The sequence below is a fragment of the Ascidiaceihabitans sp. genome, from assembly GCF_039986515.1.
In the GTDB taxonomy this organism is placed as follows: Bacteria; Pseudomonadota; Alphaproteobacteria; order Rhodobacterales; family Rhodobacteraceae; genus Ascidiaceihabitans.
This window is the reverse complement of sequence record NZ_JBDWQO010000015.1, coordinates 360,950-386,809: the sequence shown is the minus strand read 5'-3', so window position 1 is coordinate 386,809 and position 25,860 is coordinate 360,950. Positions and strand designations below refer to the sequence as shown.

Below are 25,860 nucleotides of genomic sequence, written 5' to 3'. Positions count from 1 at the left end.
TTACCAATCCGTAATTGCTTTCCAAAAAAGGAACCTGATGATGAAAGATGTTGTGATTGCCGGTGCAGCACGTACCGCGATGGGAGGATTCCAAGGGGCTTTCACGTCTCAAACTGCATCAGAGCTTGGCGGGTCCGCGATCAAGGCAGCTTTGCAAGGCGCAGGCGCGCCTGTTGTGGACGAAGTCCTAATGGGGTGCGTATTGCCTGCAGGGCAAGGGCAAGCACCTGCGCGACAAGCCGGATTTCATGCCGGATTGGGCGAAGAAGTACCTGCCACCACATTGAACAAAATGTGTGGTTCCGGAATGAAAGCCGCTATGATTGCGTTTGACCAAATCGCGCTGGGACAATCTGATGTTGTCGTGGCAGGTGGTATGGAAAGCATGACCAACGCGCCTTACTTAATGGACAAAATGCGTGGTGGCGCACGGTTGGGGCATGCAAAAGTTGTGGACCACATGTTCCTGGATGGTTTGGAGGACGCTTACGATAAAGGCCGCCTCATGGGGACGTTTGCAGAGGATTGCGCCGAAACCTTCCAGTTTACACGCAGTGTGCAAGACGACTATGCGCTGACGTCCTTGTCGCGTGCGAAGGCTGCACAAGACAGTGGTGCGTTTGATACGGAAATTGCGCCGTTTGAGGTTACGACCCGTAAAGGTAGCGTTTCCATTGCAACTGACGAACAACCGGGAAACGCCCGGCCTGAAAAGATCCCTCAGTTGAAGCCTGCGTTTCGGGAAGGTGGGACCGTAACAGCTGCGAATTCGTCATCGATTTCAGATGGGGCTGCGGCACTGGTTTTGGCATCATCAGATGCGGCGAAAAGCCAAAACCTGTCTGTACGCGCCATCATCAAGGGACACGCCAGCCATGCACAAGCCCCGGGCTTGTTTACCACGGCACCTGTGCCCGCCGCGCAAAAATTACTCGCGCACCTTGGGTGGCAAAAGGAAGATGTCGACCTTTGGGAAGTGAACGAAGCATTTGCGGTTGTACCGTTGGCTTTCATGCACGAAATGGGGCTAAGCCACGACATTGTAAACGTGAATGGCGGCGCTTGCGCATTGGGTCATCCTATCGGCGCATCTGGAGCACGCATTATGGTGACACTGCTGAATGCGCTGGAAACACGCGGCCTGAAACGCGGGATTGCCGCAATTTGCATCGGAGGGGGCGAAGGCACCGCAATCGCAATCGAACGGCCCTAGCCATTCATTCTTTTCGCCAAAAATATCCCGGGGATTTGGGGGCAGAGCCCCCAATAGGAAAAACATGACTGTTGACTACGAAACATTGGCTAAAACTATTGCCGCGCTGACGGAAAACGAAACGGATGCTGTGGCGCTGATGGCGACAATTGCGTGCGAAGTGCATCACAGCGACGACAGATTTGACTGGACAGGGTTTTACCGTGTCGTTGCACCTGAGGTGATGAAAATCGGTCCCTATCAAGGGGGGCATGGGTGTTTGGTGATTCCCTTTGCGCGCGGCGTTTGCGGGGCTGCGGCGCGAACGGGACAGGTGCAGTTGGTCGCGGATGTAGACCAGTTTGAAGGCCATATTGCCTGCGCCAGCTCTACCAGATCCGAACTTGTGTTGCCTGTTTGGGGGGCAAACGACGCACTTTTGGGCGTATTTGACATCGATAGCGACCAAGCGGACGCATTTACGCAAGTTGATGCAGACGCTTTGGGCGGCATATTGAACGACTGTTTCAAAAACGCGATTTAGTGATGCCGTGAAAAAGAGGCTTGATTTTTCATTGAGTCATATGCAACGTGAAATTCGGATATAAATTTTCACGAGACCAAGTGGCATGCTTCAAACCAACCCCTCTTCTCCGGACACTTTGGGGGCAGATTTGCGGGCGTTGCGTAAATCGCGCGGGCTGACGCTTATGGATATGGCCGACGGACTGGGACGGTCCGTGGGGTGGCTCAGCCAAGTTGAACGTGATCTGTCCGAGCCTTCCATTTCAGATTTGCGCGAAATTGCAGCATTGCTGTCTGTGCCGATCTCGATGCTGTTCCGGCACGAAGCGGCGCCGGCGCACGAAGCGGGTTATGTGGTGCGGCAAGGTACGCGGCGACCAATGGGGTCGCACACTGCAGGGCTGGTAGAAGAACTGTTGTCGCCCGATCTGACCGATGACTTTGAAATGGTGCATTCCACGTTTGAGCCGCACAGCGATATCGGCGCGGCCGTAACACGCCCGACACAAGAAGTGGGATACCTGATTTCTGGCCGTCTTGATTTGGAAATCGGGGGCAAGCTTTTCCATATTCATCCCGGCGACAGCTTCCGCATCAAAGGCGAACCGTTTCGCTGGATGAACCCTTATGATGCTCCGGCCGTTGCGGTTTGGGTCATCGCGCCACCGGTGTATTGATGTCGTTTGAAGGCTGGATCATATTCGCTCTGTTTTGGGCCGTCTTTGTGACAACACCGGGGCCAAATGCGGTGAACTGCATTTCAAATGGCATGAACCTCGGGTTCAAGCGCAGCCTTGTCGGCGTCTTGGCGATCTTGACCCAAGCCTCCCTTTTCCTGGCGCTGAGTGCGGCTGGTATCACAGCATTGATAGCGGCTTCACCCACTGGCTTTTTCATTGCGAAGTTAATCGGCGCGGGGTTCTTGATCTTCCTTGGTGTGCGCGGTTGGCTGCTTGCTGCCAAACCCGCACCGACGGTGCCGCGCAAACCGGGTTCAATCTATTTAAACGCTTTGGCCATCGCCACGATCAACCCGAAATCGGTCGCTGGATACCTCGCTGCGTTCTCGCAATTTGTGCAGCCGGACGTGGCTATTGGTGCGCAAATGTGGGTGATCGTGCCCACGGCCCTGACGCTGACGGCGCTAAGCTACATCACATATACGGCGCTGGGCGCAGGCTTGGGGCGTGCGGCTTTGGGCGCCGTGTTCAATGTTTGGGTGCGCCGTGGCATGGCGGTGTGTTTTGTCATTTACGGCGTGCTTTTAGGTACCGCCACAACACCAGTGAGGGCAGGATGAGAAAGGGAAGTTGTTTGTGCGGCGGCGTGCAATATGAATTGCAAGGTGATCTGCGAAATTCCGTAGCGTGTCACTGTGTGCAATGCCGCAATACCAGCGGGCATTATGTTTCGGCCACACAAGTGGGCCCTGAACAGCTGACCACCACCAAAGACGAGACGCTTAGCTGGTATCAATCATCACCACAGGCGCAGCGCGGGTTTCGCAATCGATGCGGATCATCGCTGTTTTGGAGGCACGGGGCCGACAATGGCGCAGTGTCTGTCATGTCTGGAACGCTAAACGGCGCAACAGGAATAACAACCGAAAAACACATCTTCGTCGCGGACAAAGGTGACTACTACAAGATCGCGGACGATGTGCCGCAAAGGGAGCAATAAAAAATGAGCGATTTTCCAACAACGGCCCGTGTGGTCATCATCGGCGGTGGTGTGGTCGGTACATCCACTTTGTACCATCTGGCAAAAGCGGGCTGGAAAGATTGCGTTCTTTTGGAAAAGAACGAACTGACAGCGGGTTCCACATGGCACGCGGCAGGCAACGTGCCGAACTTTGCGGGCTCTTGGGCAATCATGAACATGCAGCGGTATTCAGCGGAACTTTACCGGACGCTTGGCAAAGACGTCGACTATCCCATGAACTATCACGTCACGGGGTCGGTGCGTTTGGCACATACAAAAGAGCGCATGCAAGAGTTTGAACGCGTGGCTGGAATGGGCCGCTACCAAGGCCTGCAAATGGACATTCTGACGCCTGACGAGTTGAAAGAATACCATCCGTTTATGGAAACCCACGCGCTGGCAGGCGGTATGTGGGACCCACTGGACGGCGACATCGATCCGGCGCAGCTGACCCAAGCCCTTGCGAAAGGCGCACGTGATGCGGGCGGTCATATCGAACGTTTCTGCCCCATCATTGGTTTGGACCGCGATGGAGACGAATGGATCGTCAAAACCGAAAAAGGCGATATCCGTTGCGAAAAAGTGGTGAACGCTGCGGGATATTATGCCCAACGTGTGGGCGAGATGTTCAAGCCATTTGGTGGGCGCACTGTCCCTATGGTGGTCATGTCGCATCAGTATTTCCTGACCGAGGAAATTGCTGAAGTGGCCGCTTGGACCAAGGAAAAAGGCCACAAATTGCCGATCATCCGTGATGTCGACGTCAGCTACTATTTGCGTCAGGATAAAAACGGGCTGAATCTGGGACCCTACGAGCGCAATTGTAAGGCCCATTGGGTGACGCCCGAAGACCCGATGCCACAGGACTTTTCCTTCCAGCTATATCCTGACGATCTTGAGCGTCTGGAATATTATATCGAAGATGCAATGGAACGTGTTCCTGCCCTTGGCACCGCTGGGATCGGTCGCAACATCAACGGTCCAATTCCCTACGCCCCCGATGGCTTGCCGATGATTGGCCCGATGCCGGGTGTGAAAAACGCCTATGAATGCCACAGCTTTACCTTTGGCATCGCCCAAGGCGGCGGCGCGGGCAAGGTGCTGTCGGAATGGATCATGCACGGTGAAACTGAATTGGACATGTGGGCTGTCGATCCGCGTCGTTACACCGATTACACCGACCACGATCACTGCCTGTCCAAGGCACTGGAAACCTATGGCCACGAATACGCCATGCACTTCCCGCACCACGATTGGCCCGCAGGGCGCGACAAGAAGCTGTCGCCGATTGATGCCAAAATCCGTGCGCAAGGCGGGCAGATGGGGGCCTTCAATGGCTGGGAACGCGCCAACTGGTTTGCAAAGGATGGCGACGACACCTCTGAGGAAAGCACGCAAACATGGGGCCGCGAAGGGCCCTGGAAAATCCGCGTGCAGCAAGAGGTCGAAGCGGTGCGCGACGGCGTTGGCGTTCTTGACCTGCCCGGATTCTCGCGTTTCAAGCTGAACGGCGAAGGCGCGGCAGAGTATTTGCGGACCAAGATCGCGGGTGCCTTGCCCAAGGCAGGTCGTATGACGCTGGGGTACTTCCCCGACAGCCGTGGCCGGATCCTGACTGAAATGTCGATCATGCGGCACGGCGAGGACGACTTTACCCTGATCACAGCCGCCATCGCGCAGTGGCACGACTTTGACGTGTTGAACAACGACCTGCCTGCGGGTCTAAGCCTGACGGATCACACAACGGAATACTCGACATTGATCGTCACGGGCCTGAAAGCGCGTGAAGCGTTCGAGGCGATGGGCACCGATGCCGATTTGGCGTCTACTTGGTTGTCCATTCAAAAGGCGACCGTCGCAGGCACCGATTGCATGTTAGCACGTGTGTCCTTTGCGGGCGAACTGGGTTGGGAAATCCACGCCCTGAACGCGGACATCCCTGCGTTGTATGACGCGGTTCTGGCGGCAGGTGCGCAGCCTTTCGGCATGTATGCGCTGAACTCGATGCGCATCGAAAAAGGCTACCGCGCGTGGAAGGGTGATTTGTCTACCGACTACAGCCTGCTCGAGGGTGGATTGGAACGCTTTATGCGCCTGAACAAGGAACAGGATTTCCCGGGCAAAGCTGCGTTGCAGGCTGAAAAGCAGGCAGGGTCCAAGAAGATGTTTGTGACGCTGACAGTGGATGCGCCATATGCGGATGCGCCCTACATGTCGACGATCTGGAATGGGGACGAGGTGGTTGGGGAAACCACGTCAGGCGATTGGGGGTTCCGGATCAACAAGTCCGTGGCCTTGGGCGTGGTCAACGCCGAACTGGCCGAACCGGGCACAGAGCTTGAGGTAGAAATCTTTGGGGCACGCTGCAAGGCAGTTGTGCAGCCTGATCAACCGCTTTGGGACCCCGAAAACGACCGCATCCGCGCATGATGGGATGGGTCCAAAAGCAAAGCATGGCTGTCAGGTTGTGCTTTGCCTTTGCCTATTGTGGTCTGTTCTACGCGTTGTTGATCCTGGTGCAGTGGGCCACGTTTATTACAGCGGTGACGTTGGTGATGCTGACGGTGTTCCCTTTCCTTTATGGTACTGCAGCCAGTTTGGTTCTGGACCCACGCAACGAAAGCGGGTTGGTGCGCATTTTGGGATTGGGGTTGATTCCTATTGCTCTACTGTGTGTGGCGTTGCTGATTGCGCAGCTTGAAACGCTCATTTGTGTGGTCATTCTGGCACCGGTGTTCATCGGATTGATGATGCTGGGGCAGTTCGTGATGCGGGCCGCTTTGCGTCGTGCGTTGGTGGCATCTGACAACGCGACGCTGCATGTGTCGGTTCTGCTGTTGCCGCTGCTGGCCGTGCCTGTTTTTGGGCAAATCACCTTCCCCGAAGCGCAGATGCAGGTGGTGACGGAAATTCAAATCGCGGCGCCTGTGGAAACGGTTTGGGCCCACACCTACGAAATCGAAGCGATCACGGACCAAGAACGCATCTGGACTTTCTCGCACAACATTCTTGGCACGCCACTGCCCATCAATGCCGTTGTGGATGGCACGATCCGGCAACTGCGTTGGTCTGGGGGCATGCGGTTTCAGGAACATCTGACCGGGATCACGCAGCACAAAAGCCTGTCATGGGATTTTGTGTTCAACGAAAAATCCACGATGTATGCTATGGATCCACATGTGGACCCGCAAGGGGACTTGGTGAATTTGCACTCAGGGTTCTACGAATTGACGGCATTGCCAAATGGCGACACGCTTTTGACGCTACAGACCAACTATTCCGTGACGACCCCGCTAAATGGCTACTTGTCCCTTTGGGGCGAAGTGTTTTTACAGGATTTCCACCGCTCTGTGCTGAGCGTGATCAAAATGCGAAGCGAGGCGGCGATATGACGATAACTGTTTTAGATGGCGGGATGGGGCAGGAACTGATCCGGCGCAGCACGGACGCACCGACGCCACTGTGGTCGACGCAGGTGATGATCGATCGGCCCGGTTTGGTGGCAGAGGTGCACCGCGATTTTGCAGATGCAGGTGCAGATATTACGACCACAAACACCTACGCAATCTTGCGTGACCGCCTTGTGGGCACGCCGCACGAGGGACAGTTTGAAGAGCTGTACAAGTTGGCCATTCAGGAGGCAAAAGACAGCGGGGCCAAACGCATCGCGGGGTCCATGGGGCCGATAGGGGCGTCATACCGCCCCGATTTGCATCCTGCCGATAATGTGGCCGCAAGCATCTACAATGAAATTGCCGATATTCTGGCGCCCGAATGTGATTTGTTGATCGGTGAAACGGTTTCGTCTGTTGCACATGCGCGCAGCATTCTGAAAGCCGCTTTGCGGACCGATGTACCAGTGTGGCTTGCGATGACGGTAGACGACAGTGATGGCACAAAGCTGCGGTCCGGTGAACCACTGGCAGATGCAATGGCGGTCGCCCAACAAGGTGCATCAGCGATTTTGGTGAATTGCTCAACCCCCGAGGTGATCCCGGCGGCAATGGACGTGCTGTCCCATGGCACATTGCCATTCGGTGCCTACGCCAATGGTTTTGAGAAAATCTCGGATGGGTTTTTGAAAACGAAGCCTACTGTCGACGCGTTGACAGCGCGGCGCGATCTTGGCCCGGAAGCCTACGCTGACCATGCCGCGATTTGGGTTGCGAAAGGGGCCACGTTGCTTGGGGGCTGCTGCGAGGTCGGACCGGCACATATCGCGGAATTGTCGAAACGTTTCAAAGGTCTTCCTGCGTGACAAAGCCCGCACCCATCGTCACCAAAGCGACGCCATGGTGCGTGGATATTATCCTTGCGGAAGGCTTTGTGCTGGTGGAGTTGTCCGGCGTTGTGGAAGTTTTGCGTATGGCAAACCGGATCAACCCGGGCGCCTTGTTCACGTGGCGATTTTTATCGCGCCACGGGGGGTACGTGGCGTCGCGGTCCGGTCTGGGTACACAAACCGGAGCGATCACACTCCGCTCTGAGGCAGAATATCTGTTTGTGATTGGCAATTCGAATGCCGATGCGCCAGAGCTGTCACTTGGGTCTGTCATAGCGGCCTACACGTACCGCAAAGCGAAGGTGGTGCTGATGTCCGAGGCCGCAAGCCGGTACATATCGGAACATCCCACGGGGTCTGCGGCACATACCACACATTGGGAAAACCGTGCGGTTCTACACGAGCGGGGCGACCCAAGTGGTGAAGGCACCTATGCTTTGGCTGTGGATGACGGACGGATCGTGACCTGTGCCGGAATGGGGGCTGCGGTGGATTTGACGTTAAGCCTGGTGGGCAACCACATGTCTGCGGCCGGTGTAATGACAGTTGCCGATATTTTATTGCACGAAAAGATACGCGATTTCAAAACGTTGCAACCGTTCGGGGGCAAACGGCTGACAATCACGGGCGACCGCGAGCTGGACCAATGCATCGAATTGATGCAGGCACATATGGAAGAACCGCTTCCTATTGCCGAATTGGTGGCACGTGTTGGATTGTCGTCGCGGTCTTTGGAGCGCCGCTTTCACCGTCGCTTGAATACGACACCAAACACCTACTACCGTGAATTGCGTTTGAACTGGGCCAATAACCTGCTGCTGAATACGACGATGACCATTCGGGAAATCGGGCTGGCTTGCGGCTTTCCGAACGGGTTCTCAAGTTTGTACCGCAGTTTCTTCGGGGTGACGCCCACAGCCATTCGCCAGAAAAAACAGGCTGCGGGCCATGTGAGATAATTACATCAAAATCGTCATAAGTGACGCTTTTGATGGGCTTGGTGCGCTGTAACTGTGCCACACGGGAAAAAAAGATACTCTTTCAAAGGTCAAAACCCATGTCTGCATCCAAATCTGAACTGCCCGAAAAAGCCCGTGTCGTCATTGTTGGCGGTGGAGTGATTGGGTGTTCCGTGGCCTACCACCTGACCAAATTGGGGTGGAACGACGTTGTGCTGTTGGAACGCAAGCAATTGACGTCTGGCACAACTTGGCATGCCGCGGGTCTTATCGCGCAGCTGCGTGCGACGGCGAACATGACCAAATTGGCAAAGTACTCTCAAGAATTGTACGGCACACTCGAAGAAGAAACGGGCGTGGCGACGGGGTTCAAACGCGTTGGGTCTATCACGGTCGCTTTGACAGACGAACGACGCGAAGAAATTTACCGCCAAGCCGGCATGGCGCGGGCCTTCGGTGTTGAGGTCGAGGAAATTTCGAACGAGCGTGTGCAAGAACTGTACCCGCATATCAATCTGGAAGGCATCAAAGGTGCGGTCTACCTGCCGCTGGACGGCCAAGGTGATCCAGCCAACATTGCGTTGGCTTTGGCCAAAGGCGCCCGTCAGCGGGGTGGGCTGGTCAAAGAACGCGTTGCTGTCACAAACATCACCAAAGAAGGCCGCCGTGCGACGGGTGTGGATTGGGAAGACAGTGACGGAAACACCGGCCATATCGCAGCCGACATGGTTGTGAACTGCGGTGGCATGTGGGGACACGAAGTGGGGCGCATGGCTGGCGTGAACGTGCCGCTGCAGGCCTGTGAACACTTCTACATCGTCACCGAAGCCATCGACGGGCTGACGCAATTGCCGGTGCTGCGGGTGCCGGATGAATGTGCCTACTACAAAGAAGACGCGGGCAAGATGTTGTTGGGCGCGTTTGAACCGAACGCTAAACCTTGGGCCGTAGACGGTATCCCGAAGGACTTTGAATTCGATCAGTTGCCTGAAGATTTTGATCACTTTGAACCGATCTTGGAAGCCGCTGTTGAGCGCATGCCAATGTTGGCCGAAGCGGGCATCCACACGTTCTTTAACGGGCCTGAAAGCTTCACACCAGATGATGCCTATCACCTTGGCCTTGCACCTGAGATGGACAACGTCTGGGTCGCGGCGGGCTTTAATTCCATCGGCATTCAATCTGCTGGCGGCGCGGGTATGGCCTTGGCTGCGTGGATGGACACAGGCGAGAAGCCCTTCGATTTGGGGGACGTTGACATCAACCGTATGCAGCCGTTTCAAGGAAACAAGCGCTACCTTGAGGCGCGATCCAAAGAAACGCTGGGTCTGCTATACGCCGACCACTTCCCGTTCCGCCAAAAGGCGACTGCGCGTGGCGTGCGGCGCACTCCGTTCCACACATATTTGCTGGACCGCGGGGCTGTCATGGGTGAACTGGCGGGCTGGGAACGCGCGAACTGGTTTGCCAACGACGGCCAAGAACCAAAATATGAATACAGCTGGCAGCGTCAAAACTTCTTTGACAACGTCGCGCAAGAACACATGGCTGTGCGCCAGAATGTGGGCATGTACGACATGTCGTCGTTTGGAAAAATCCGCGTCGAGGGACCGGACGCCTTGGCCTTTATGAACTATATTGGTGGCGGTGATTACGATGTGCCTGTGGGCAAAATCGTGTACACGCAATTCCTGAATTCCAAGGCTGGCATCGAAGCGGATGTGACTGTCACCCGCATCGAGGAAAACTGCTATCTGGTTGTCACACCAGCTGCGACGCGGCTGGCAGACCAAACCTGGATGCGCCGCAATCAGGGCAACTTCAGCGTTGTCATCACCGACGTGACGGCAGGTGAAGGGGTGCTGGCCATTATGGGGCCCCGATCGCGCGAACTGCTGCAGGCAGTTTCCCCTAACGACTTTTCAAACGATGTGAATCCCTTTGGCACAGCACAAGAGATCGAAATCGGTATGGGGCTGGCGCGTGTGCACCGCGTCACCTACGTGGGCGAATTGGGTTGGGAGATTTACGTGCCTTCCGACATGTGTGGTCATGTCTTTGAAACTTTGGCGGACGCGGGATCCGATTTCGATATGCGCCTGTGCGGTATGCATATGATGGACACATGCCGCATGGAAAAAGGGTTCCGCCATTTCGGACATGACATTACATCCGAGGATCATGTGTTGGAAGCGGGTTTGGGTTTTGCGGTGAAAACCGACAAGCCCGACTTTATCGGGCGAGACGCGGTTTTGAAAAAGCGTGAAACCGGTTTGGAACAACGTCTGGTGCAATTCAAACTGACAGATCCAGAACCGCTTTTGTATCACAACGAACCAATCCTGCGGAATGGCGAATACGTCGGATATTTGTCTTCGGGCGGATACGGGCATCATCTGGGTGCTGCTATCGGGATGGGCTATGTGCCGTGCAAAGGCGAAAGCGTGGCGCAATTGCTGGACAGCACATTCGAGATCGACATCATGGGTGTGAAGGTGAAAGCTGAGGCGCAGTTGAAGCCGTTTTACGATCCGAAATCAGAGCGCGTCAAAGTCTGACCTTCGGGCGCGACAGTAGGCAGCAATGATGTTGCTGCCTCGTTTTCGTCCGGGGTTCAGGACGTGAAGCGTGCTGCTAGTTCAGATGGACTGCTTTTGTGGTGATGGGATCATCTGTGACGGCAGTGATCAACGTATCTATATCATCATAAAGCGTTTGCAGATCGTTTGGTTTCGCCATGTAGCCTGTAAACCCCGCACCCGCACAACGTTCCGCATCACACCATGTGGCGTCACCGGTTAAGGCAACAATCGGGACACGGCGTAGTGGGTTTCCTGACATCGCGCGAATGCGTCCGGTGGCCTCGGATCCCAGCATGTCGGTCATGTGCACATCCATCAAAATAAGATCATAGTCGAACAGGTTGGATTCAATCACCTCAAGGCATTCGGGGCCATCGACACAAAACGTAAATTCGGCATCAAGTGCAAAAAGCGTTTTGATCATCATTCGTCTGAAAAAGGCGTCGTCATCAACGACAAGTATATTTTTTCTCATGCCAAACCTTCTGTAAAATCGCTAGTACCTCTTACGCGGAACCTATCAAGATTGGATGAAGTGCCCCCAAGGTAAGCAAAGGAATTGAATTTAAAATCTAAGCTAACATGAATCCATTTGTGGTCGCCTATGGACACTGCGCGTTTCGCTGGTACGGATAAGGCTTCAATGAAGGAGACTGCCGTGCCAGACGCTAAAAGACCTTCGTCCGGGGATACGCTTGTCGGATTTGGCTTTGCGTTGGGCGCCTATGTCATGTGGGGATTTTTACCTCTTTACATGAAGTTGGTGTCTCATGTGCCGCCGGCGGAAGTTGTTGCGCATCGCGTCATCTGGTCCTTGCCGATTGCAGGGGCTTTGCTTGTTCTGCTGGGCCGAACCCGCGACGTGCGTGCTGCTATTTTAAGCCCGCGTACCTTGGCCATGGGGTGTGTGTCTGCTGCGCTGATCACCGTCAATTGGGGACTTTATGTCTGGGCGATTGCAACGGATCGGGCTTTGGATGCCGCCCTTGGGTACTACATCAACCCGCTTTTTAGCGTCGCGTTGGGGGCTATATTACTGGGCGAACGTCTGACGCGGGCGCAAATCGTGGCGGTGGGGTTGGCCGCTGCCGCCGTGTCCTATCTGGCGTATCAGAACGGCGCCGTCCCTTGGGTTGCTATTGGACTGACGGTGTCATGGGGGTTTTATGCGTTGTGCAAAAAACAACTGCCCATTGGTCCAAATCAGGGCTTTCTGCTAGAGGTGCTGATCTTGATCGTGCCCGCTTTGGGATATGTCATGTGGCTGGCCACGCAAGGCAACAGCCATTTTACTTTCACAGCGATGCCTGACACGTGGTTGCTGATGGGATGTGGTGTGGTGACAGCGGTTCCGTTGCTGTTTTATGCGAACGGAGCGAAGGGTTTGCGCCTGACGACCATCGCGATCATGCAGTACATTGCCCCCACTATGATCGCGCTTTGTGCTGTTGTGGTCTTCAAGGAAGACTTTGGCACGGCACGCATGATCGCGTTTCCCATGATCTGGGCTGCCCTGCTGATTTATTCCGTGTCCATGTTTCGCCAGATGCGTCGCTGATTGGGCCGGACGGTGTGGTGGGTTGAAAACCCACCTTACATCTGAAACATCCAACACCATGCAAACTGAATATAACCCGCCCGATGGACCGTTGGTCATTCTGCACGAAGACGCTGACATCGTCGTTGTCGACAAGCCTGCGGGCCTATTGTCTGTGCCAGGTCGGGGCGCACATTTGGCGGACTGTCTGATCACACGCTTGCAGGTTGCGTTCCCCGATGCCTTGTTGGTGCATCGTTTGGACAGGGACACCTCAGGCGTTATGGTATTTGGGCTGACGCCGCATGCGCAGCGCGTTTTGTCCGTGCAGTTTCAAGACCGCAAAACAAAGAAAACCTACGTCGCACGGGTGCATGGGGTGCCGTCCGCGAAAAGCGGAACAGTTGATCTGCCATTGATTGTGGATTGGCCAAACCGGCCGTTGCAAATGGTCTGTCATGAGACCGGCAAACCGTCTGTTACCGATTGGCGTGTGCTCAAATCGGAAAATGACACCGCGCGTGTGCGATTGACGCCTTTGACGGGGCGGACCCATCAGTTGCGTGTCCATATGCTCGCCTTGGGGCATCCGATTTTAGGTGATCCGTTCTATGCTCATGGTGCCGTGCGCGACAATTATCCGCGCATGATGCTGCATGCGGAAGAGTTGCGTTTCAATCATCCTCAAACGGGGCATTCAATGAAGGTACGGGCAAATGCGCCTTTCTGACGACCGCCCTTACGCTTTGATCCGCAACCAGCCTTTGGGCAAAATGTCTGGGTTGTTCAGCTTGGGGTCGCTGAACCAGTCCTTTGGCCCCGCCACGCGTTTGTCCGGGTTGCGGTTCAACCAAGCGCCCCACCAACTGAAAGACGAATTGGCAAGAACGTTGTGTTGGCACAATGACATCAGGCGGAGGTCTTCGTAATCGGTATCGGGGCCGTTGAAATCCACGACGACCTTTTCAAAAGGCAACGGTAAGTTGTCTTTGGCCCAGTCCGGATCATCAGAAAAGACGTAAACCGTGGGCGCATCGATGCCTTTTGCGACCTTTGCCAAGGCTGCTTCGTAGTAAGCTTGGTCGCAAAGGCCATGTGCGCCGACAGTCAGATAATCCCCCCGTCGGACGTGTAGAGATATGGACGGCCCGGATGCAATTCGGGCGGCCATATCGGCGTTCTGTGGGCTCATGGCATGGCGTGGTACAAAGGCCGCGCGGATGTCGTTCGCAATAGGGGCGAAATACTGCTCTGCCTGCCAATAGCCGTGCAAATATGTGTTGTCGGGTAGGGTTTCAAAAGCGGCGTTGTACCCAAGGCTTTGTTCGCGGTAAATTTTTGGATTTTGCCCAAAGGCGCGCCACGCAAAATATGCAAGGGGGCGGACATGTTGGGCAGGGGGGAGATGCTGGGGGGTGCTCCAGTCCACATCGAACACGCGGGTCAGAACACCTTCGCCTTTGTGCTCGGCGCGGCGTGTGTCGATGGAAAATGGAACATCAAGCCGTGCAGCCAAGGCGCGGGCGGCCGCGTATTGGAACATTTGATTGCCCAAGCGGCCATGCAATCGCGCGTAGATCATCCGTCACTCCGGTGCATTAAGGTGGTGTGTCTGGGATAGGGGGTAAGGTGCACTTAAGTGCACCTTACGAGGCTGAGGATCACTCAGCGGCCCAACCGGATACGGCTTTGACCTCAAGGAAGTCTTCCAGCCCCCAAACGCCGCCTTCGCGCCCGTTGCCTGATTGCTTCATCCCGCCAAAGGGGGATCCCGCAGCACGTGATGTGCCGTTCATTTCCACCATGCCGGACCGCAATTGCGTGGCCAACCGATTGGCGCGGTTGCTGTCTTGTGTTTGCACATAGTTTGTCAGCCCGTAGGGGGTGTCGTTGGCGATTTGCACCGCTTCCTCTTCGGTGTCGAAGGGGATAATCGACAATACGGGCCCAAAGATTTCTTCGCGCGCAATCGTCATGTCGTTGTTCACGTCTGCGAATACTGTTGGACGCACGTAAAAGCCGCGGTTCATCCCGTCGGGGCGACCCGGACCACCCGCGACCAGTTTCGCGCCTTCTTCGATGCCCTTTTCGATCAACGCCTGGATCTTGCCCCATTGGACTTCGTTCACGACGGGACCGATGTGGCGCCCTTCTTCTGACGCAGGACCAACGGTGACTTTCTCTGCCACAGCGGCGGCTTCTTCAACGGCTTGATCGTAGATGCCGCGTTGCACAAGCATACGGCTGGGCGCGTTACACGACTGGCCTGTGTTGTTCATCATGTGCAAGACACCGCGCTTGACGGCTTTTTCGTCCGCGTCGTCAAAGATCAGATTTGCGCCCTTGCCGCCCAGTTCCAAGTGTACGCGTTTCAGCGTATCTGCTGCGTTCTTGGAGATGGCCGTGCCTGCGCGTGTAGAGCCGGTGAAGCTGACCATGTCGACGTCTTGGTGTCCGGATAGGGCTGTTCCCACGCCCGCGCCATCGCCTTGGATCATGTTATAAACGCCTGCAGGGAAACCGGCTTCGTGCATCATTTCTGTGAAGATGACTGCGTTCAGCGGGCTTTCTTCGGATGGTTTCAATACCATCGTGCACCCTGCAATCGCCGCAGCCCCGACTTTCAGCGTGACCTGGTTCATCGGCCAGTTCCATGGCGTGATGAGGGCGGCGACACCGACAGGTTCGTAAATGATCCGGTCGCCGGGCGCGTGGTCGCCCAAAGGACGATTGAATTCAAAGTTTTTGGCGGCTTTGATGAAATTTTGCAGATGCCATGACCCTGCGCCTGCTTGCGAGGTTTTAGACATTGAGATCGGCGCGCCCATCTCAAGGCTCATGGCTTCGCCTAGCTCTTCTGCGCGTTCTGCATAAATATCACAGAGTTTGGACACCATTGCGATCCGTTCTTCAACAGGTGTCGCCATCCACGCCGGAAAGGCAGCTTTTGCTGCCGCCACCGCAGCATCGGCATCGGCCTGCGTGCCTAAAGTGATTGTGGCGCATGGTTCTTCGGTTGAGGGGTTAATCACGTGATGATCTGTACCGCCCTGGCTTTCGACCCATTCTCCGTTGATGTAAAAGGCGCGTTTTTCCAACATTGATTGTCTCCCAAAATCTGTGTTTGCCTCGGGGTGAGGCCGCTTGGCATACACTGTCGCACCTTGCCCAAACGGGGGCAAGTCATTGCACAGGGTGTTGTGGCGTCATGGCGCTGGGTCAGGCACCTGTCTATCGTTGAAGCGTTGGCAAGGGTTTTCCTGCTTTAGGGGCTCTGCCCCCGCCCGTGCCGGGCGCCCCCGAAGTATTTGCCGCGAAAGGAAGACGTGTTTCAGGCTTCTTGCGGCTTTGATCCGACCAGCCATCGGTACCATTTCCGTTTAATTTCGCGAGACAGCTTTTGTCCCGTTATTGTTTTCTTTTGGATTGTTGAGCCGCCCAGTTCCTGCGTCAATTCCTTGACCCCGTTGGGGAAGATCGTGTGGATTTTTTGCCCGTGTACCCAGTGCATTTGCAACAACGTGTCCACAGGCCGGTCCAATTCCTCTGTTGCCTTTAACAGCGCTTTGGCTGCGTTTTTTCCAACAACCTGACACACGGTTTGCAGCCCTATTGTCTTTGGCACGAACAATCGCGCTGCGCCGTTTGTGTCGATGTTTTTGATGGGTTTATCGCGCGCTTTGGCTGGCAATCTGATAAAGCTATCCGCATTGGCATATTGCGCCACGAGCCCCATGGCTTGCTGCCAAATGGCGTGGTCGATGCTGAGGTCATCCTCGCAGATCAGCGCATATTCCACATCTTGATCTACAATCCATTGCCAGCATTTACGGTGACTTCGTGTGCATCCGATTTCCCCTTTGTTCATGGCAAAAGGGTAATTCGGCGTGTGAAGATCACCGGGCCGCGTCACACATTCTTCCCCGCTTTGCGCATCCACAACATGTGCGTCAGGCAACGTTTGGCAGAGTGTTTCTACATTTGCCTTGCGGGCATGGGCGGTGGCCATATGGATGATCAAAGACTGCATCATGCAGCAATACTGTTTTCTTCTATGCGCAGCAATTGTCTCTATTGCTTACTCAGAAGTGCACCGTAAAAATTAATGCCGTGTTTCAGGTTTTCAAGCGACAAGCGTTCATCGATGCCGTGAAACCGTGCGATGTCGTCGGATGTCACCAAAAACGGGTTGATGCGATAGGCAGCATCAGCAGTTCTTGCATAATACCTTGCATCTGTGGCTGCGATTGTGAGGCCCGGAACAGACGCAATCGGGCCGAATACGGACAGGATAGACGCTTCGATATCGCCGTAACCCGGGTTGTCGAGGCTGGCCACAGGTGATGCGGGGCTGGCCTGTGCGATGTCTGATTGAATTTCAATTTCGGCATCATTAATTGTTGATTCTACATAGTCCAAGACAGCTTCGGGCGTGTCGCGCGGGTGCAGTCGGAAGTTGATTGTGGCTGTTGCTTGGGCGGGCAGGACGTTTTCCTTGTTGGACCCGGATAGCATGGTAGGTGCAGTTGTGGTGCGTAGCATCGCGTTTGTGGAGGCCGCCCCTGAAAGCACCCCTTCCAGCACTGGCTTGAACAACCAAGTGTTGGCAAACAGCACTTTTTTCTCAACCGAAAAGTGCCGCCCCAACCCGTCGAAAAACTCTGCCGAGACACCGTCTAACCCGCCGGGCACAGGCGCCATTTGCAGGCGGTCCACGGCCCGTGCAATCCGCCCTACGGCCGTCATGCGCGGCGGCAATGCAGAATGCCCGCCGGGCGATGTCGCCACCAGCTTTACCGTCAAATAGCCCTTTTCGGCCAAATTGATGCTGGCCACAGGCACATCGAGGCCGGGGATGATATCATCAAGCACGAAGGACCCCTCATCCAGTGCCCACTCCAATTGTATGTTTTGGTCTTGCAGATGTGCTGCCACGGCTTGGGCACCTTTGCCCCCGACTTCTTCGTCTCCGCCAAAACTAAGGTATACGGTGCGTTCTGGTTGAAAGCCGGTGCCTATCAGGTGTTCGGCGGCAGACATCAAGGCGATCAACGCCCCTTTGTCGTCCAATGTACCGCGCCCCCAGACAAAGCCATCCGCAATGGTGCCTGCAAAAGGGGGGTAGGTCCAGCGGTCCAACGATCCTGTGGCCACGGGCACAACGTCGTAATGTGCGGCCAATAGAACGGGCTTTAGGTCGGGGTTAGTTCCTTCCCACTTGAACAGCGGCGTGTTGGCAAAAAGGACCTCGCGTTCAAGGGTTTGATGCACCTTGGGATAAGACGTTTCCAGAAAGCGCACGAACTGTGGAAATGCAGGAGTGAAGATGTTGGTTGATACGGTTTCGATTTTCAACGCATCGGACAGGATTTGTGCCGCAGCATCCGTGTCGGCGCCCAGATCAAAGGATGCGACGTCTTGCGGCGTATCGGGCGTGAAGCGGTAGGTGTTGAACGCAAGAACCGCGATAAGGACTACCAGCAGCACAAAACATCCACCTGCAATACGTTTGACTGTTTTCCACATCTGTCGTCTCCCCATTTGCGGGGTACTGTGCCGCGCTTTGTTATAGCGGTCTAGCGAAGACGTTACGGAAACCAGCGTTGGACGCCGTCACTTAGGTGCACGAGCAAGAGATTTCGACGTTGAAAATCTTGCGAATAAGACAACAGTTCGGTTGGTGTCTGATTTGCGCGTTTCGTGACTTTACTTGAAGGTTGCCGCAAAAGTTTGCCGTGCAAAACTTGCGGGCCTGTCGCTGAAAAACATCACTTCGTACCGATCGTTTTGGGCGGTGAAAGTTGTTCTGCCATCATTTGAAACAGAACTGCCTTTAAGTTTTCCGAACTGAGTACAGGTTATGGAAACACCCGGATTTGAGTTCAAAACGGTGCATATATTTCTGAACGATGCATCGTACACTTTCCAGCTTTTGTCCGTGAATGTGTTGGTTTCCATAGTGACAGGGGCGCTTTGTACTGTGCCGCTGCCCTTTTGGCGAAAAACCACAATTCCAGGATCGACATATCGCGTGTATCTTTGGTTTTTCGGGTGGTTTTGCAGGGTGCCGGATTTGAAAACAAAGCCGCTGTTTTGAATGCAATGTTCTATGGCTGATTTTGGAAAGCCCACTTGTTGCATTTGCCGCGTGACTTGTTTGCGGAACGAATTTTGGGCCCTTTGATCGGCATAGGATCTGTTGCTCCACCAATATGTGGAAGGGCAATATGGCTTTGTTCCGGCAATGGCGGTCTTTGCGTTTCTGCGTTTCAGAAATTCGAGGTTCAGGCGAACAAATTCAGATTTGCCTGCCATTTGGTCCAAAGTGTCTGCGTGTGCGGCAGGCGCCGTTAAAAGGCCAACTGCCACCAAAAAAGCGATAAACCGCATAATCGTTCCCTATCGTAACCAATACTAGAGAAACGTAGCCTAGGCCGCACAGGTTCACAACCAAGGAACGAAAAAAGCCCCGGCGTTTCCACCGGGGCTTTCGTTTCGAGACGCATAAAGGGACTTAGTCCTCTTTCGCTTCTTTCTTTTCTTCTTTCACTTCTTCGCCGGTTTCCTGATCGACCACTTTCATGGACAAACGGACTTTGCCGCGATCGTCGAAGCCCAGCAGTTTGACTTTCACTTCCTGACCCTCTTTGAGGACGTCGGATGGGTGGTTCAAACGGCGGTTTTCGATTTGGGACACGTGAACCAGACCATCGCGCTTGCCAAAGAAGTTCACGAATGCACCGAAGTCGACGATTTTGACGACTGTTCCGGTGTAAACCATGCCTTCTTCTGGCTCTGCCACGATCGAGTGGATCATGTCGTAGGCTTTCTTGATGCTGTCGCCGTTCGGGCTAGCGATCTTGATGATGCCTTCGTCGTTGATGTCGACTTTGGCGCCGGACACTTCAACGATTTCACGGATTACTTTGCCGCCAGACCCGATCACTTCACGGATTTTATCCGTTGGGATCTGCATGGTCTCGATGCGTGGCGCGTGCTCTGAGAATTCAGCGGCACCGGTCAAGGCTTTGTTCATCTCACCAAGGATGTGCAAACGGCCGGCGCGAGCCTGCTCAAGTGCTTTTTCCATGATCTCTGGCGTGATGCCCGCGATCTTGATGTCCATCTGCAAGGACGTGATACCGTTTTCGGTGCCCGCCACTTTGAAGTCCATGTCGCCAAGGTGATCTTCGTCGCCCAAGATGTCGGACAGGATGGCGTAGTCGCCGTTGTCTTCCATGATCAGGCCCATAGCAACGCCAGCAACCGCAGATTTCAACGGAACGCCCGCGTCCATCATGGACAAGGAACCACCGCAAACGGACGCCATGGAGGACGAACCGTTGGATTCTGTGATTTCAGACACAACACGTACTGTGTACGGGAAGTCTGTCGCCGCTGGCAGAACTGCCTGCAACGCGCGCCATGCCAGTTTACCGTGACCGATTTCACGACGACCGGGAGGGCCCACGCGACCCGCTTCACCAACCGAATAGGGAGGGAAGTTATAGTGCAGCAGGAAGTTGGATTTGAAGTTGCCGTGCAGCGCGTCGATGAATTGCTCGTCGTCGCCGGTGCCCAATGTGGTCACAACCAAACCTTGCGTTTCACCACGTGTGAACAAGGCAGAGCCGTGCGTACGGGGCAACATGCCAGTTTCGCACACGATGTCGCGGATTTCATCCGTTGCACGACCGTCGATGCGCTTGCCTGTTTTCACGATGTCACCGCGCAGGATGGAGGCCTCAAGGCCTTTCATCGCGGACCCAAGGTTCGCATCGCCTTGCTGCTCTTCTGTCAGAGCCTCAAGAATAGCGGCACGCGCTGCTGCAACAGCTGTTGTGCGTTCTTGTTTGTCGCCAATTGCGAAGGCTGCGCGCATGTCTTTTTCGCCAGCGGCCGCAACGGCTGCGGACAGCTCGGAGTAATCAGCAGGCGTGAAGTCAAACGGCTCTTTCGCGGCGGATTCGGCCAGATCAACGATCAAGTCGATCACAGGCTGGAATGAATCATGGGCAAATTTCACCGCACCCAGCATTTCTGCCTCAGAGAGCTCATATGCTTCGGATTCAACCATCATCACGGCGTCTTTTGTACCGGCAACAACCAGATCAAGGCGCTGTTCTGGCTTCAGGCGCAGGTCCTGCATGTCGTCGACTTCCGGGTTCAGGATGTATTCGCCATCCTCAAAACCAACACGTGCACAGGCGATTGGGCCCATGAACGGCGCACCGGAAATGGTCAAAGCCGCAGAGGCCGCGATCATCGCAACCATGTCAGGTTCGTTGACCAGATCGTGGGACAGAACAGTACACATCACCAGAACTTCGTTTTTGAAGCCGGGGACAAACAAAGGACGCAATGGACGGTCGATCAGACGGGCCGTCAGCGTTTCTTTTTCAGATGGACGCGCTTCGCGTTTGAAAAAGCCACCCGGCACTTTACCGGCAGCATAGTATTTCTCTTGGTAGTGCACGGTCAGAGGAAAGAAATCCTGACCCGGCTTTTGCTTTTTGGCAAAAGTGACGTTGGCCATAACGGAGGTCTCGCCCAGTGTGGCGATGACAGATCCGTCGGCCTGACGCGCGACTTTGCCTGTTTCCAGTGTCAGCGTTTCTTCGCCCCACTGGATGGATTTTGTTGTAACGTTAAACATCTAAGTTTCCTTGTTGGCCCATTGGCCTTTGCATAGGGGCCGTATTGCCCCTGACCCTTCGTATCTTGTATCTCGGGCGCTAGAGTCCGGGCGCCAGATAGCGGGCGCATACAGGAGAATCCGTGCTTTGGGAAGAGAACAGTGTTAGGGCCTGTTGTCACACAGGTAAGACAATGGGGAATGCTATGAAAATTGACTGGACAATCGCGACGACGCGTTTGGTTTTGACACCCTTTCTGCCCGCCCATGAAGATGCGCTGTTTGCTATGAATTCCGACCCGCAGGTCATGCGTTACCTTGGACCGGAACAAAGCCGTGACGACGTTCGGACGTCAATCGCGCGCCAAAAAGAACGGTGGGCGAAACACGGGTTTGGGTGGTGGAGCGTGTTTTTGAAAGACACAGATACCCAGATCGGGGCTGCCTGCTTGCAACATTTGGCCCATGATGAGGCGAACCCGCTTGAAATCGGCTGGCGTTTGATGCCGCAGTTTCATGGCAAAGGCTACGCGACAGAAGCTGGACAGGCTGCGATGGACTTTGGGTTCGGGGCGGCCGGGCAAGATTACATTTGTGCCGTTGCAGATGTTCCGAATGAAGCGTCGCAAAACGTTATGAAACGCCTTGGCATGCGCTATGCTGGGGTGCGCGAATATTATGATCAGGATTGCGCCTATTTCGAGATCGACAAACCCTAAAGCATATACATCGTGCTGAACGCGAGCGCCCACAACAGGATCGGCCAAAAGCTGACCTTGGCCACAAAGTTGTCACCCCAATGCAGCGCCCCGTTGTGTTCCAGACGTTTCAACGAAAACAGGTATCCGTTCAGCGCCACCAACAAGATCATACCGTACAGCGTCAGATAGAAGTATTCGATGTAGACAAGCCCCGATCCGGGAAACAAGGATCGCACCTGAATGTGACTAAGCAGCACCAAAAAGAACAAGCCCGAACACGTGCCTAAAACACCCGTTGTGTTGAACCCGAAACGCTCTGCCTGATCTCGATTTCCCGAAATAGTCATGAGTGTCGAAAACAAAAGCAAGCTGATCACCAAAAGCGGCACCAGATTGATGATGAATGCGTTGATGAATTTGCGTTCGGCAGACAGGTTAAAGAAAAATTCGCTGTGGACGACGTCTTTGTCTTTTTCATTAAGCCCGAAATTCGTGTCGTAGGGAATGGTTGCATAACTAAAAAATGTCCGCTCAATCGACCATTCACCCTGCACCAGATCGCCATCCAAGCCAAAGACATCGCCGCGCGTGTCAGAATAGCTGTCGAAATCGGGCACAAACTGAACCGTATCACGGTGATCGACGTTGGCCGGCCAAAGCCGCAACCAGATCGTCAAATGGTCCAACGGATAACGCACATAGTTAAAGGATTGCCGCACAGTGACGTCAAAGTATGACCCGACCAGATCATGGGACACGCCGCCTACCAAAACCTCGTCGCGGTAGCGTTCCTCGATTACGGTTTCCTCTGAAGCGACTTCTTCGGGAATGTCGAAGTTGCGGGTGAATGGAAAATCCTTTGGGAACTTCTGCCAAATATAGCCCGTTAGGTTCACATCAGTGGAAGACACGAAAGCCACAGACTGCACAAAAACTCCGGTGGGCACACGGTAGCGGGCGGCTGACGCCTGCGCACCTTTTGCCGCTGTGGCCACGTCTTTAGTGATATGGCGTTCCAGGGCGGTGGCATCGACAATGGTATGCATGTTGCCGGGCAAATTATGGGTGGTTTGGGACCACGTCCATACGATAGTCAGAACAGCCAAAACCGACAGCAGAATAGACAACGCAATCAGGCTTCGTGCGGTGGCGCGGCGCATAAGGCATCCTTGTCAAAATGAGGCGGTCTAAAATCAACTTAAAATACACCGCGCACTATGGCGCGGCTGCACATTTCAATCAAGCCTGTGCGCTGGGCGGCGTCAGGCGATGTGCAAATTGCATGCGGTGCAGGCGTAAGGCGTTGGTCAGCACAAACACAGACGACGCCCCCATAGCCGCAGAGGCCAGCATCGGCGACAGCATCACGCCGAAGACGGGAAACAAAAGCCCTGCCGCCACGGGAATAAGGGCGGCATTATATGCGAAAGCCCAAAACAGGTTCTGACGAATGTTGCGCAGAGTGGCTTTGCTGATTTGGATCGCACTCACCACCCCCATAAGATCACCCGACATCAACACCACATCCGCCGTCTCGATTGCGACATCGGTGCCGGTGCCGATGGCTATGCCCACGTCGGCATGGGCCAAGGCTGGCGCGTCGTTGATCCCGTCGCCTACAAACGCAACTTTGCCATGGGCAGATTGCAAGTGCGCGACATGGTTCAATTTGTCTTTTGGAAGGGTCTGCGCATGAACAATCGAAATACCTGTATCACGGGCCACGGCTTGGGCTGCATCGTGGCTGTCGCCTGTAATCAGCGCTGTTTTAATGCCCATCGCATGCAGGTCCGCGATAGCAGCGGGTGTGGTGGGTTTGATCTGGTCTGCGACCCCAAACACCAGCTTTGCAGTGTGATCGATGGCTGCGAAAAACACCGTGTGGCCGTTTTGGGCCATAGGCTGCCCAAGTGTTTCCAAAGCGCCCAAAGAAATACCCAGATTTTCGAAAAAGCGTGCGGTGCCGACATGGACCAAAGCCCCGTCAACTGTGCCGCGCAGGCCGTGGCCCGGTTCGGCATGAACGTCTGTGACTTGGGTGCCAGTCAAATCAAGGTTCTCTGCCGCACGCACGACCGCTTGGGCCACCGGATGTTCCGATTGTGCTTCCAACGCTGCGACAAGGCGCAAGGCATCGCCGTGACCTTCGGGCAAACAATGGACCACTTCAGGCTTGCCTTGCGTTAACGTGCCTGTCTTGTCAAAGGCCACAAGATCCACGTCTTGCAACGCCTGCAACGCATCGCCTTTGCGAAACAGAACACCCGCCGCTGCGGCCCGTCCGGTGCCCACCATAATTGAGGTTGGGGTGGCAAGACCCATGGCGCAGGGGCAAGCGATGATCAGGACCGAAACCCCCGCAACCAAAGCGTAGCTTAGGCCCGGATTAGGTCCGAAGATCAGCCAAAGCCCCACGGTCAGCGCCGCCACGATCATAACGATTGGCACAAACACGGCCGTGACTTTGTCCACGGTGGCTTGGATCGGCAGTTTTGCGCCCTGTGCATCTTCGACCATACGGATGATCTGGGCCAAAACAGTGGCGTCCCCGACGGCTGTGGCTGCAAACGTCAGTGCCCCGTTGCCGTTTACGGTGCCGCCGACAAGCGTCTGGCCATGCGATTTTTCCACCGGAATCGGTTCGCCGGTGATCATGCTTTCATCGACCCAAGATTGTCCGGTGGTGACGGTGCCGTCTACGGGGATGCGTTCGCCGGGCCTGATGTGAACTGCATCGCCTGTCACGATGTTTGCAATCTGGACTTCCCTGAGATGCCCATCACGCATCACACGCGCTGTTTTGGGCTGTAAGCTGACAAGCCTTGCGATGGCCGCGCCGGTGCGGCCTTTTGCGCGGGCCTCTAAGGTGCGACCCAAGAGGATCAGCGTTGTGATAACGGCCGCCGCCTCAAAGTAGACAACGGCCGCACCTGCCGGAAACAGCCAAGGCGCAAACAGGGCCAGTGTTGAATATAGCCATGCCGCCGATGTGCCCAAAACCACCAGCGTGTTCATGTCTGGTGCCCCGCGCAGCAGTGCAGGCACGCCTTTTTTAAAAAAGCGGGCGCCGGGCCATAAAAGTACAAGGCTGGTCAGCACGAACTGTATGACCATGTCAGTGACATGGCCGATGCTTGTCATGATGAACGTGTGAAAGGGGGGGAACATATGCCCGCCCATTGCCAGCACCACAACAGGGATGGTCAGGGCAGCAGAGACCCAGGTCATGCGTTGCAGGTTTTCCACAGCGTCCGCTTTTTGATCTTGATTGTGATCTTGGGCATCTGGCATCCGCGCGGCATACCCTGCCTGCGTGACGGCTTGCGCCAGATCGGCGCCCGTGGTCGTGCCCGAAACCAGTTCAATCGTGGCCGTTTCAGTCGCAAGATTGGCAGTTGCCGACACCACCCCGTGCTGCTGTTTTAGCGTTTTTTCGATGCGCCCCACGCAGGATGCGCAGTGCATTCCGTCCACCGAAAGCCGTACTGTTTCTTGTGCAGCAGGGTAGCCCGCACGATCCAGCGCGTTCAAGGCAGCGGGCAAAGCATCGAGGTTTTCGATCGTGGCGGTTGCTGTTTCCGTGGCAAGGTTCACAGACGCCTGTGTGACGCCTTCGGCCCCGGCCAATGCCGTTTCGGCCCGCTTCACGCAAGAGGCGCAAGACAGGCCAGTCAAAGGCAGGCGAAGGGTTTGGGGCATCGGGGCAGGGCTTTCGTTAAAGTGTTCCTTCCATAAGGGACGTCACA

22 protein-coding genes are annotated in these 25,860 nt (G+C 55.1%); 13 read left to right on the top strand and 9 right to left on the bottom strand.

Going from position 1 to position 25,860, the window contains the following annotated elements:
• Positions 1 to 40 precede the first annotated feature (40 nt).
• From ABJL60_RS16470 to ABJL60_RS16425, 10 genes are all read left to right on the top strand, one after another.
• Positions 41 to 1,213: an acetyl-CoA C-acyltransferase gene (locus ABJL60_RS16470; RefSeq protein WP_348375797.1), complete on the top strand. Its 1,173-nt coding sequence runs from the start codon at positions 41 to 43 to the stop codon at positions 1,211 to 1,213.
• A 64-nt stretch (positions 1,214 to 1,277) separates the two neighbouring features.
• The gene (locus ABJL60_RS16465; RefSeq protein ID WP_348290976.1) at positions 1,278 to 1,736 is read left to right on the top strand and encodes a GAF domain-containing protein; all 459 of its coding nucleotides are present in this window, start codon (positions 1,278 to 1,280) and stop codon (positions 1,734 to 1,736) included.
• Positions 1,737 to 1,821: 85 nt separating this feature from the next.
• Complete coding sequence (locus ABJL60_RS16460; protein WP_348290975.1) at positions 1,822 to 2,394, top strand: helix-turn-helix domain-containing protein; 573 nt, start codon at positions 1,822 to 1,824, stop codon at positions 2,392 to 2,394.
• Positions 2,394 to 3,017: a LysE family translocator gene (locus ABJL60_RS16455; RefSeq protein WP_348375778.1), complete on the top strand. Its 624-nt coding sequence runs from the start codon at positions 2,394 to 2,396 to the stop codon at positions 3,015 to 3,017. The genes ABJL60_RS16460 and ABJL60_RS16455 overlap by 1 nt, the downstream gene beginning before the upstream one ends.
• On the top strand, positions 3,014 to 3,397 hold the full coding sequence (locus ABJL60_RS16450; RefSeq protein ID WP_348375779.1) for a GFA family protein: 384 nt from the start codon (positions 3,014 to 3,016) through the stop codon (positions 3,395 to 3,397). Before ABJL60_RS16455 ends, ABJL60_RS16450 begins: the two co-directional genes overlap by 4 nt.
• 3 nt (positions 3,398 to 3,400) lie before the next feature.
• Positions 3,401 to 5,848 (top strand): FAD-dependent oxidoreductase, encoded by a 2,448-nt coding sequence (locus tag ABJL60_RS16445; RefSeq protein WP_348375780.1) that lies wholly within the window; start codon positions 3,401 to 3,403, stop codon positions 5,846 to 5,848.
• A gap of 23 nt (positions 5,849 to 5,871) precedes the next feature.
• The gene (locus ABJL60_RS16440) at positions 5,872 to 6,810 is read left to right on the top strand and encodes a hypothetical protein (RefSeq protein ID WP_348375781.1); all 939 of its coding nucleotides are present in this window, start codon (positions 5,872 to 5,874) and stop codon (positions 6,808 to 6,810) included.
• A complete protein-coding gene (locus ABJL60_RS16435; RefSeq protein ID WP_348375782.1) occupies positions 6,807 to 7,676 on the top strand; it encodes a homocysteine S-methyltransferase family protein in 870 nt (289 codons plus the stop codon). Before ABJL60_RS16440 ends, ABJL60_RS16435 begins: the two co-directional genes overlap by 4 nt.
• Complete coding sequence (locus tag ABJL60_RS16430) at positions 7,673 to 8,659, top strand: helix-turn-helix domain-containing protein (RefSeq protein ID WP_348290963.1); 987 nt, start codon at positions 7,673 to 7,675, stop codon at positions 8,657 to 8,659. The genes ABJL60_RS16435 and ABJL60_RS16430 overlap by 4 nt, the downstream gene beginning before the upstream one ends.
• A 98-nt stretch (positions 8,660 to 8,757) precedes the next feature.
• Complete coding sequence (locus tag ABJL60_RS16425) at positions 8,758 to 11,217, top strand: FAD-dependent oxidoreductase (protein WP_348375783.1); 2,460 nt, start codon at positions 8,758 to 8,760, stop codon at positions 11,215 to 11,217.
• A 76-nt stretch (positions 11,218 to 11,293) separates the two neighbouring features.
• Here the strand turns inward: ABJL60_RS16425 and ABJL60_RS16420 are convergent, their stop codons facing one another.
• Positions 11,294 to 11,716: a response regulator gene (locus ABJL60_RS16420; protein WP_348375784.1), complete on the bottom strand. Its 423-nt coding sequence runs from the start codon at positions 11,714 to 11,716 to the stop codon at positions 11,294 to 11,296.
• A 168-nt stretch (positions 11,717 to 11,884) separates the two neighbouring features.
• On the opposite strand from ABJL60_RS16420, the gene rarD reads away from it, so the two are divergent.
• Both rarD and ABJL60_RS16410 read left to right on the top strand, forming a co-directional pair.
• Positions 11,885 to 12,799, top strand: a complete 915-nt coding sequence (gene rarD / locus ABJL60_RS16415) for an EamA family transporter RarD (RefSeq protein ID WP_348375785.1) — start codon at positions 11,885 to 11,887, stop codon at positions 12,797 to 12,799.
• A gap of 58 nt (positions 12,800 to 12,857) precedes the next feature.
• A complete protein-coding gene (locus tag ABJL60_RS16410) occupies positions 12,858 to 13,508 on the top strand; it encodes an RluA family pseudouridine synthase (protein WP_348375798.1) in 651 nt (216 codons plus the stop codon).
• 9 nt (positions 13,509 to 13,517) lie between these two features.
• Here ABJL60_RS16410 and ABJL60_RS16405 read toward each other — a convergent pair whose 3' ends face one another.
• The 6 genes from ABJL60_RS16405 to pnp all read right to left on the bottom strand — a co-directional run bounded on the left by ABJL60_RS16405 (position 13,518) and on the right by pnp (position 21,434).
• Positions 13,518 to 14,360 (bottom strand): alpha-1,2-fucosyltransferase, encoded by an 843-nt coding sequence (locus tag ABJL60_RS16405; RefSeq protein WP_348375786.1) that lies wholly within the window; start codon positions 14,358 to 14,360, stop codon positions 13,518 to 13,520.
• Between the two features lie 79 nt (positions 14,361 to 14,439).
• Positions 14,440 to 15,879, bottom strand: a complete 1,440-nt coding sequence (locus ABJL60_RS16400) for an aldehyde dehydrogenase family protein (protein ID WP_348290955.1) — start codon at positions 15,877 to 15,879, stop codon at positions 14,440 to 14,442.
• A 230-nt stretch (positions 15,880 to 16,109) separates the two neighbouring features.
• On the bottom strand, positions 16,110 to 16,811 hold the full coding sequence (locus tag ABJL60_RS16395) for a glycosyltransferase family 25 protein (protein WP_348375787.1): 702 nt from the start codon (positions 16,809 to 16,811) through the stop codon (positions 16,110 to 16,112).
• Positions 16,812 to 16,849: 38 nt separating this feature from the next.
• A complete protein-coding gene (locus ABJL60_RS16390; protein WP_348375788.1) occupies positions 16,850 to 18,304 on the bottom strand; it encodes a M20 family peptidase in 1,455 nt (484 codons plus the stop codon).
• A 180-nt stretch (positions 18,305 to 18,484) separates the two neighbouring features.
• On the bottom strand, positions 18,485 to 19,168 hold the full coding sequence (locus ABJL60_RS16385) for a hypothetical protein (RefSeq protein WP_348375789.1): 684 nt from the start codon (positions 19,166 to 19,168) through the stop codon (positions 18,485 to 18,487).
• A 124-nt stretch (positions 19,169 to 19,292) separates the two neighbouring features.
• A complete protein-coding gene (gene pnp / locus ABJL60_RS16380; RefSeq protein ID WP_348290948.1) occupies positions 19,293 to 21,434 on the bottom strand; it encodes a polyribonucleotide nucleotidyltransferase in 2,142 nt (713 codons plus the stop codon).
• Positions 21,435 to 21,619: 185 nt separating this feature from the next.
• Between pnp and ABJL60_RS16375 the strand changes: the two genes are divergently transcribed.
• Positions 21,620 to 22,132 carry a GNAT family N-acetyltransferase gene (locus tag ABJL60_RS16375; protein WP_348374637.1) on the top strand — a complete coding sequence of 171 codons (513 nt, stop codon included), beginning with the start codon at positions 21,620 to 21,622 and terminating at the stop codon, positions 22,130 to 22,132.
• Here ABJL60_RS16375 and ABJL60_RS16370 read toward each other — a convergent pair.
• Both ABJL60_RS16370 and ABJL60_RS16365 read right to left on the bottom strand, forming a co-directional pair.
• Positions 22,129 to 23,274 (bottom strand): hypothetical protein, encoded by a 1,146-nt coding sequence (locus ABJL60_RS16370; RefSeq protein ID WP_348374636.1) that lies wholly within the window; start codon positions 23,272 to 23,274, stop codon positions 22,129 to 22,131. The two genes, ABJL60_RS16375 and ABJL60_RS16370, sit on opposite strands and share 4 nt — an antisense overlap.
• Positions 23,275 to 23,353: 79 nt before the next feature.
• Entirely contained in the window at positions 23,354 to 25,813 is a 2,460-nt protein-coding gene (locus tag ABJL60_RS16365; protein WP_348374635.1) for a heavy metal translocating P-type ATPase, read from the bottom strand.
• Between the last annotated feature and the right edge of the window lie 47 nt (positions 25,814 to 25,860).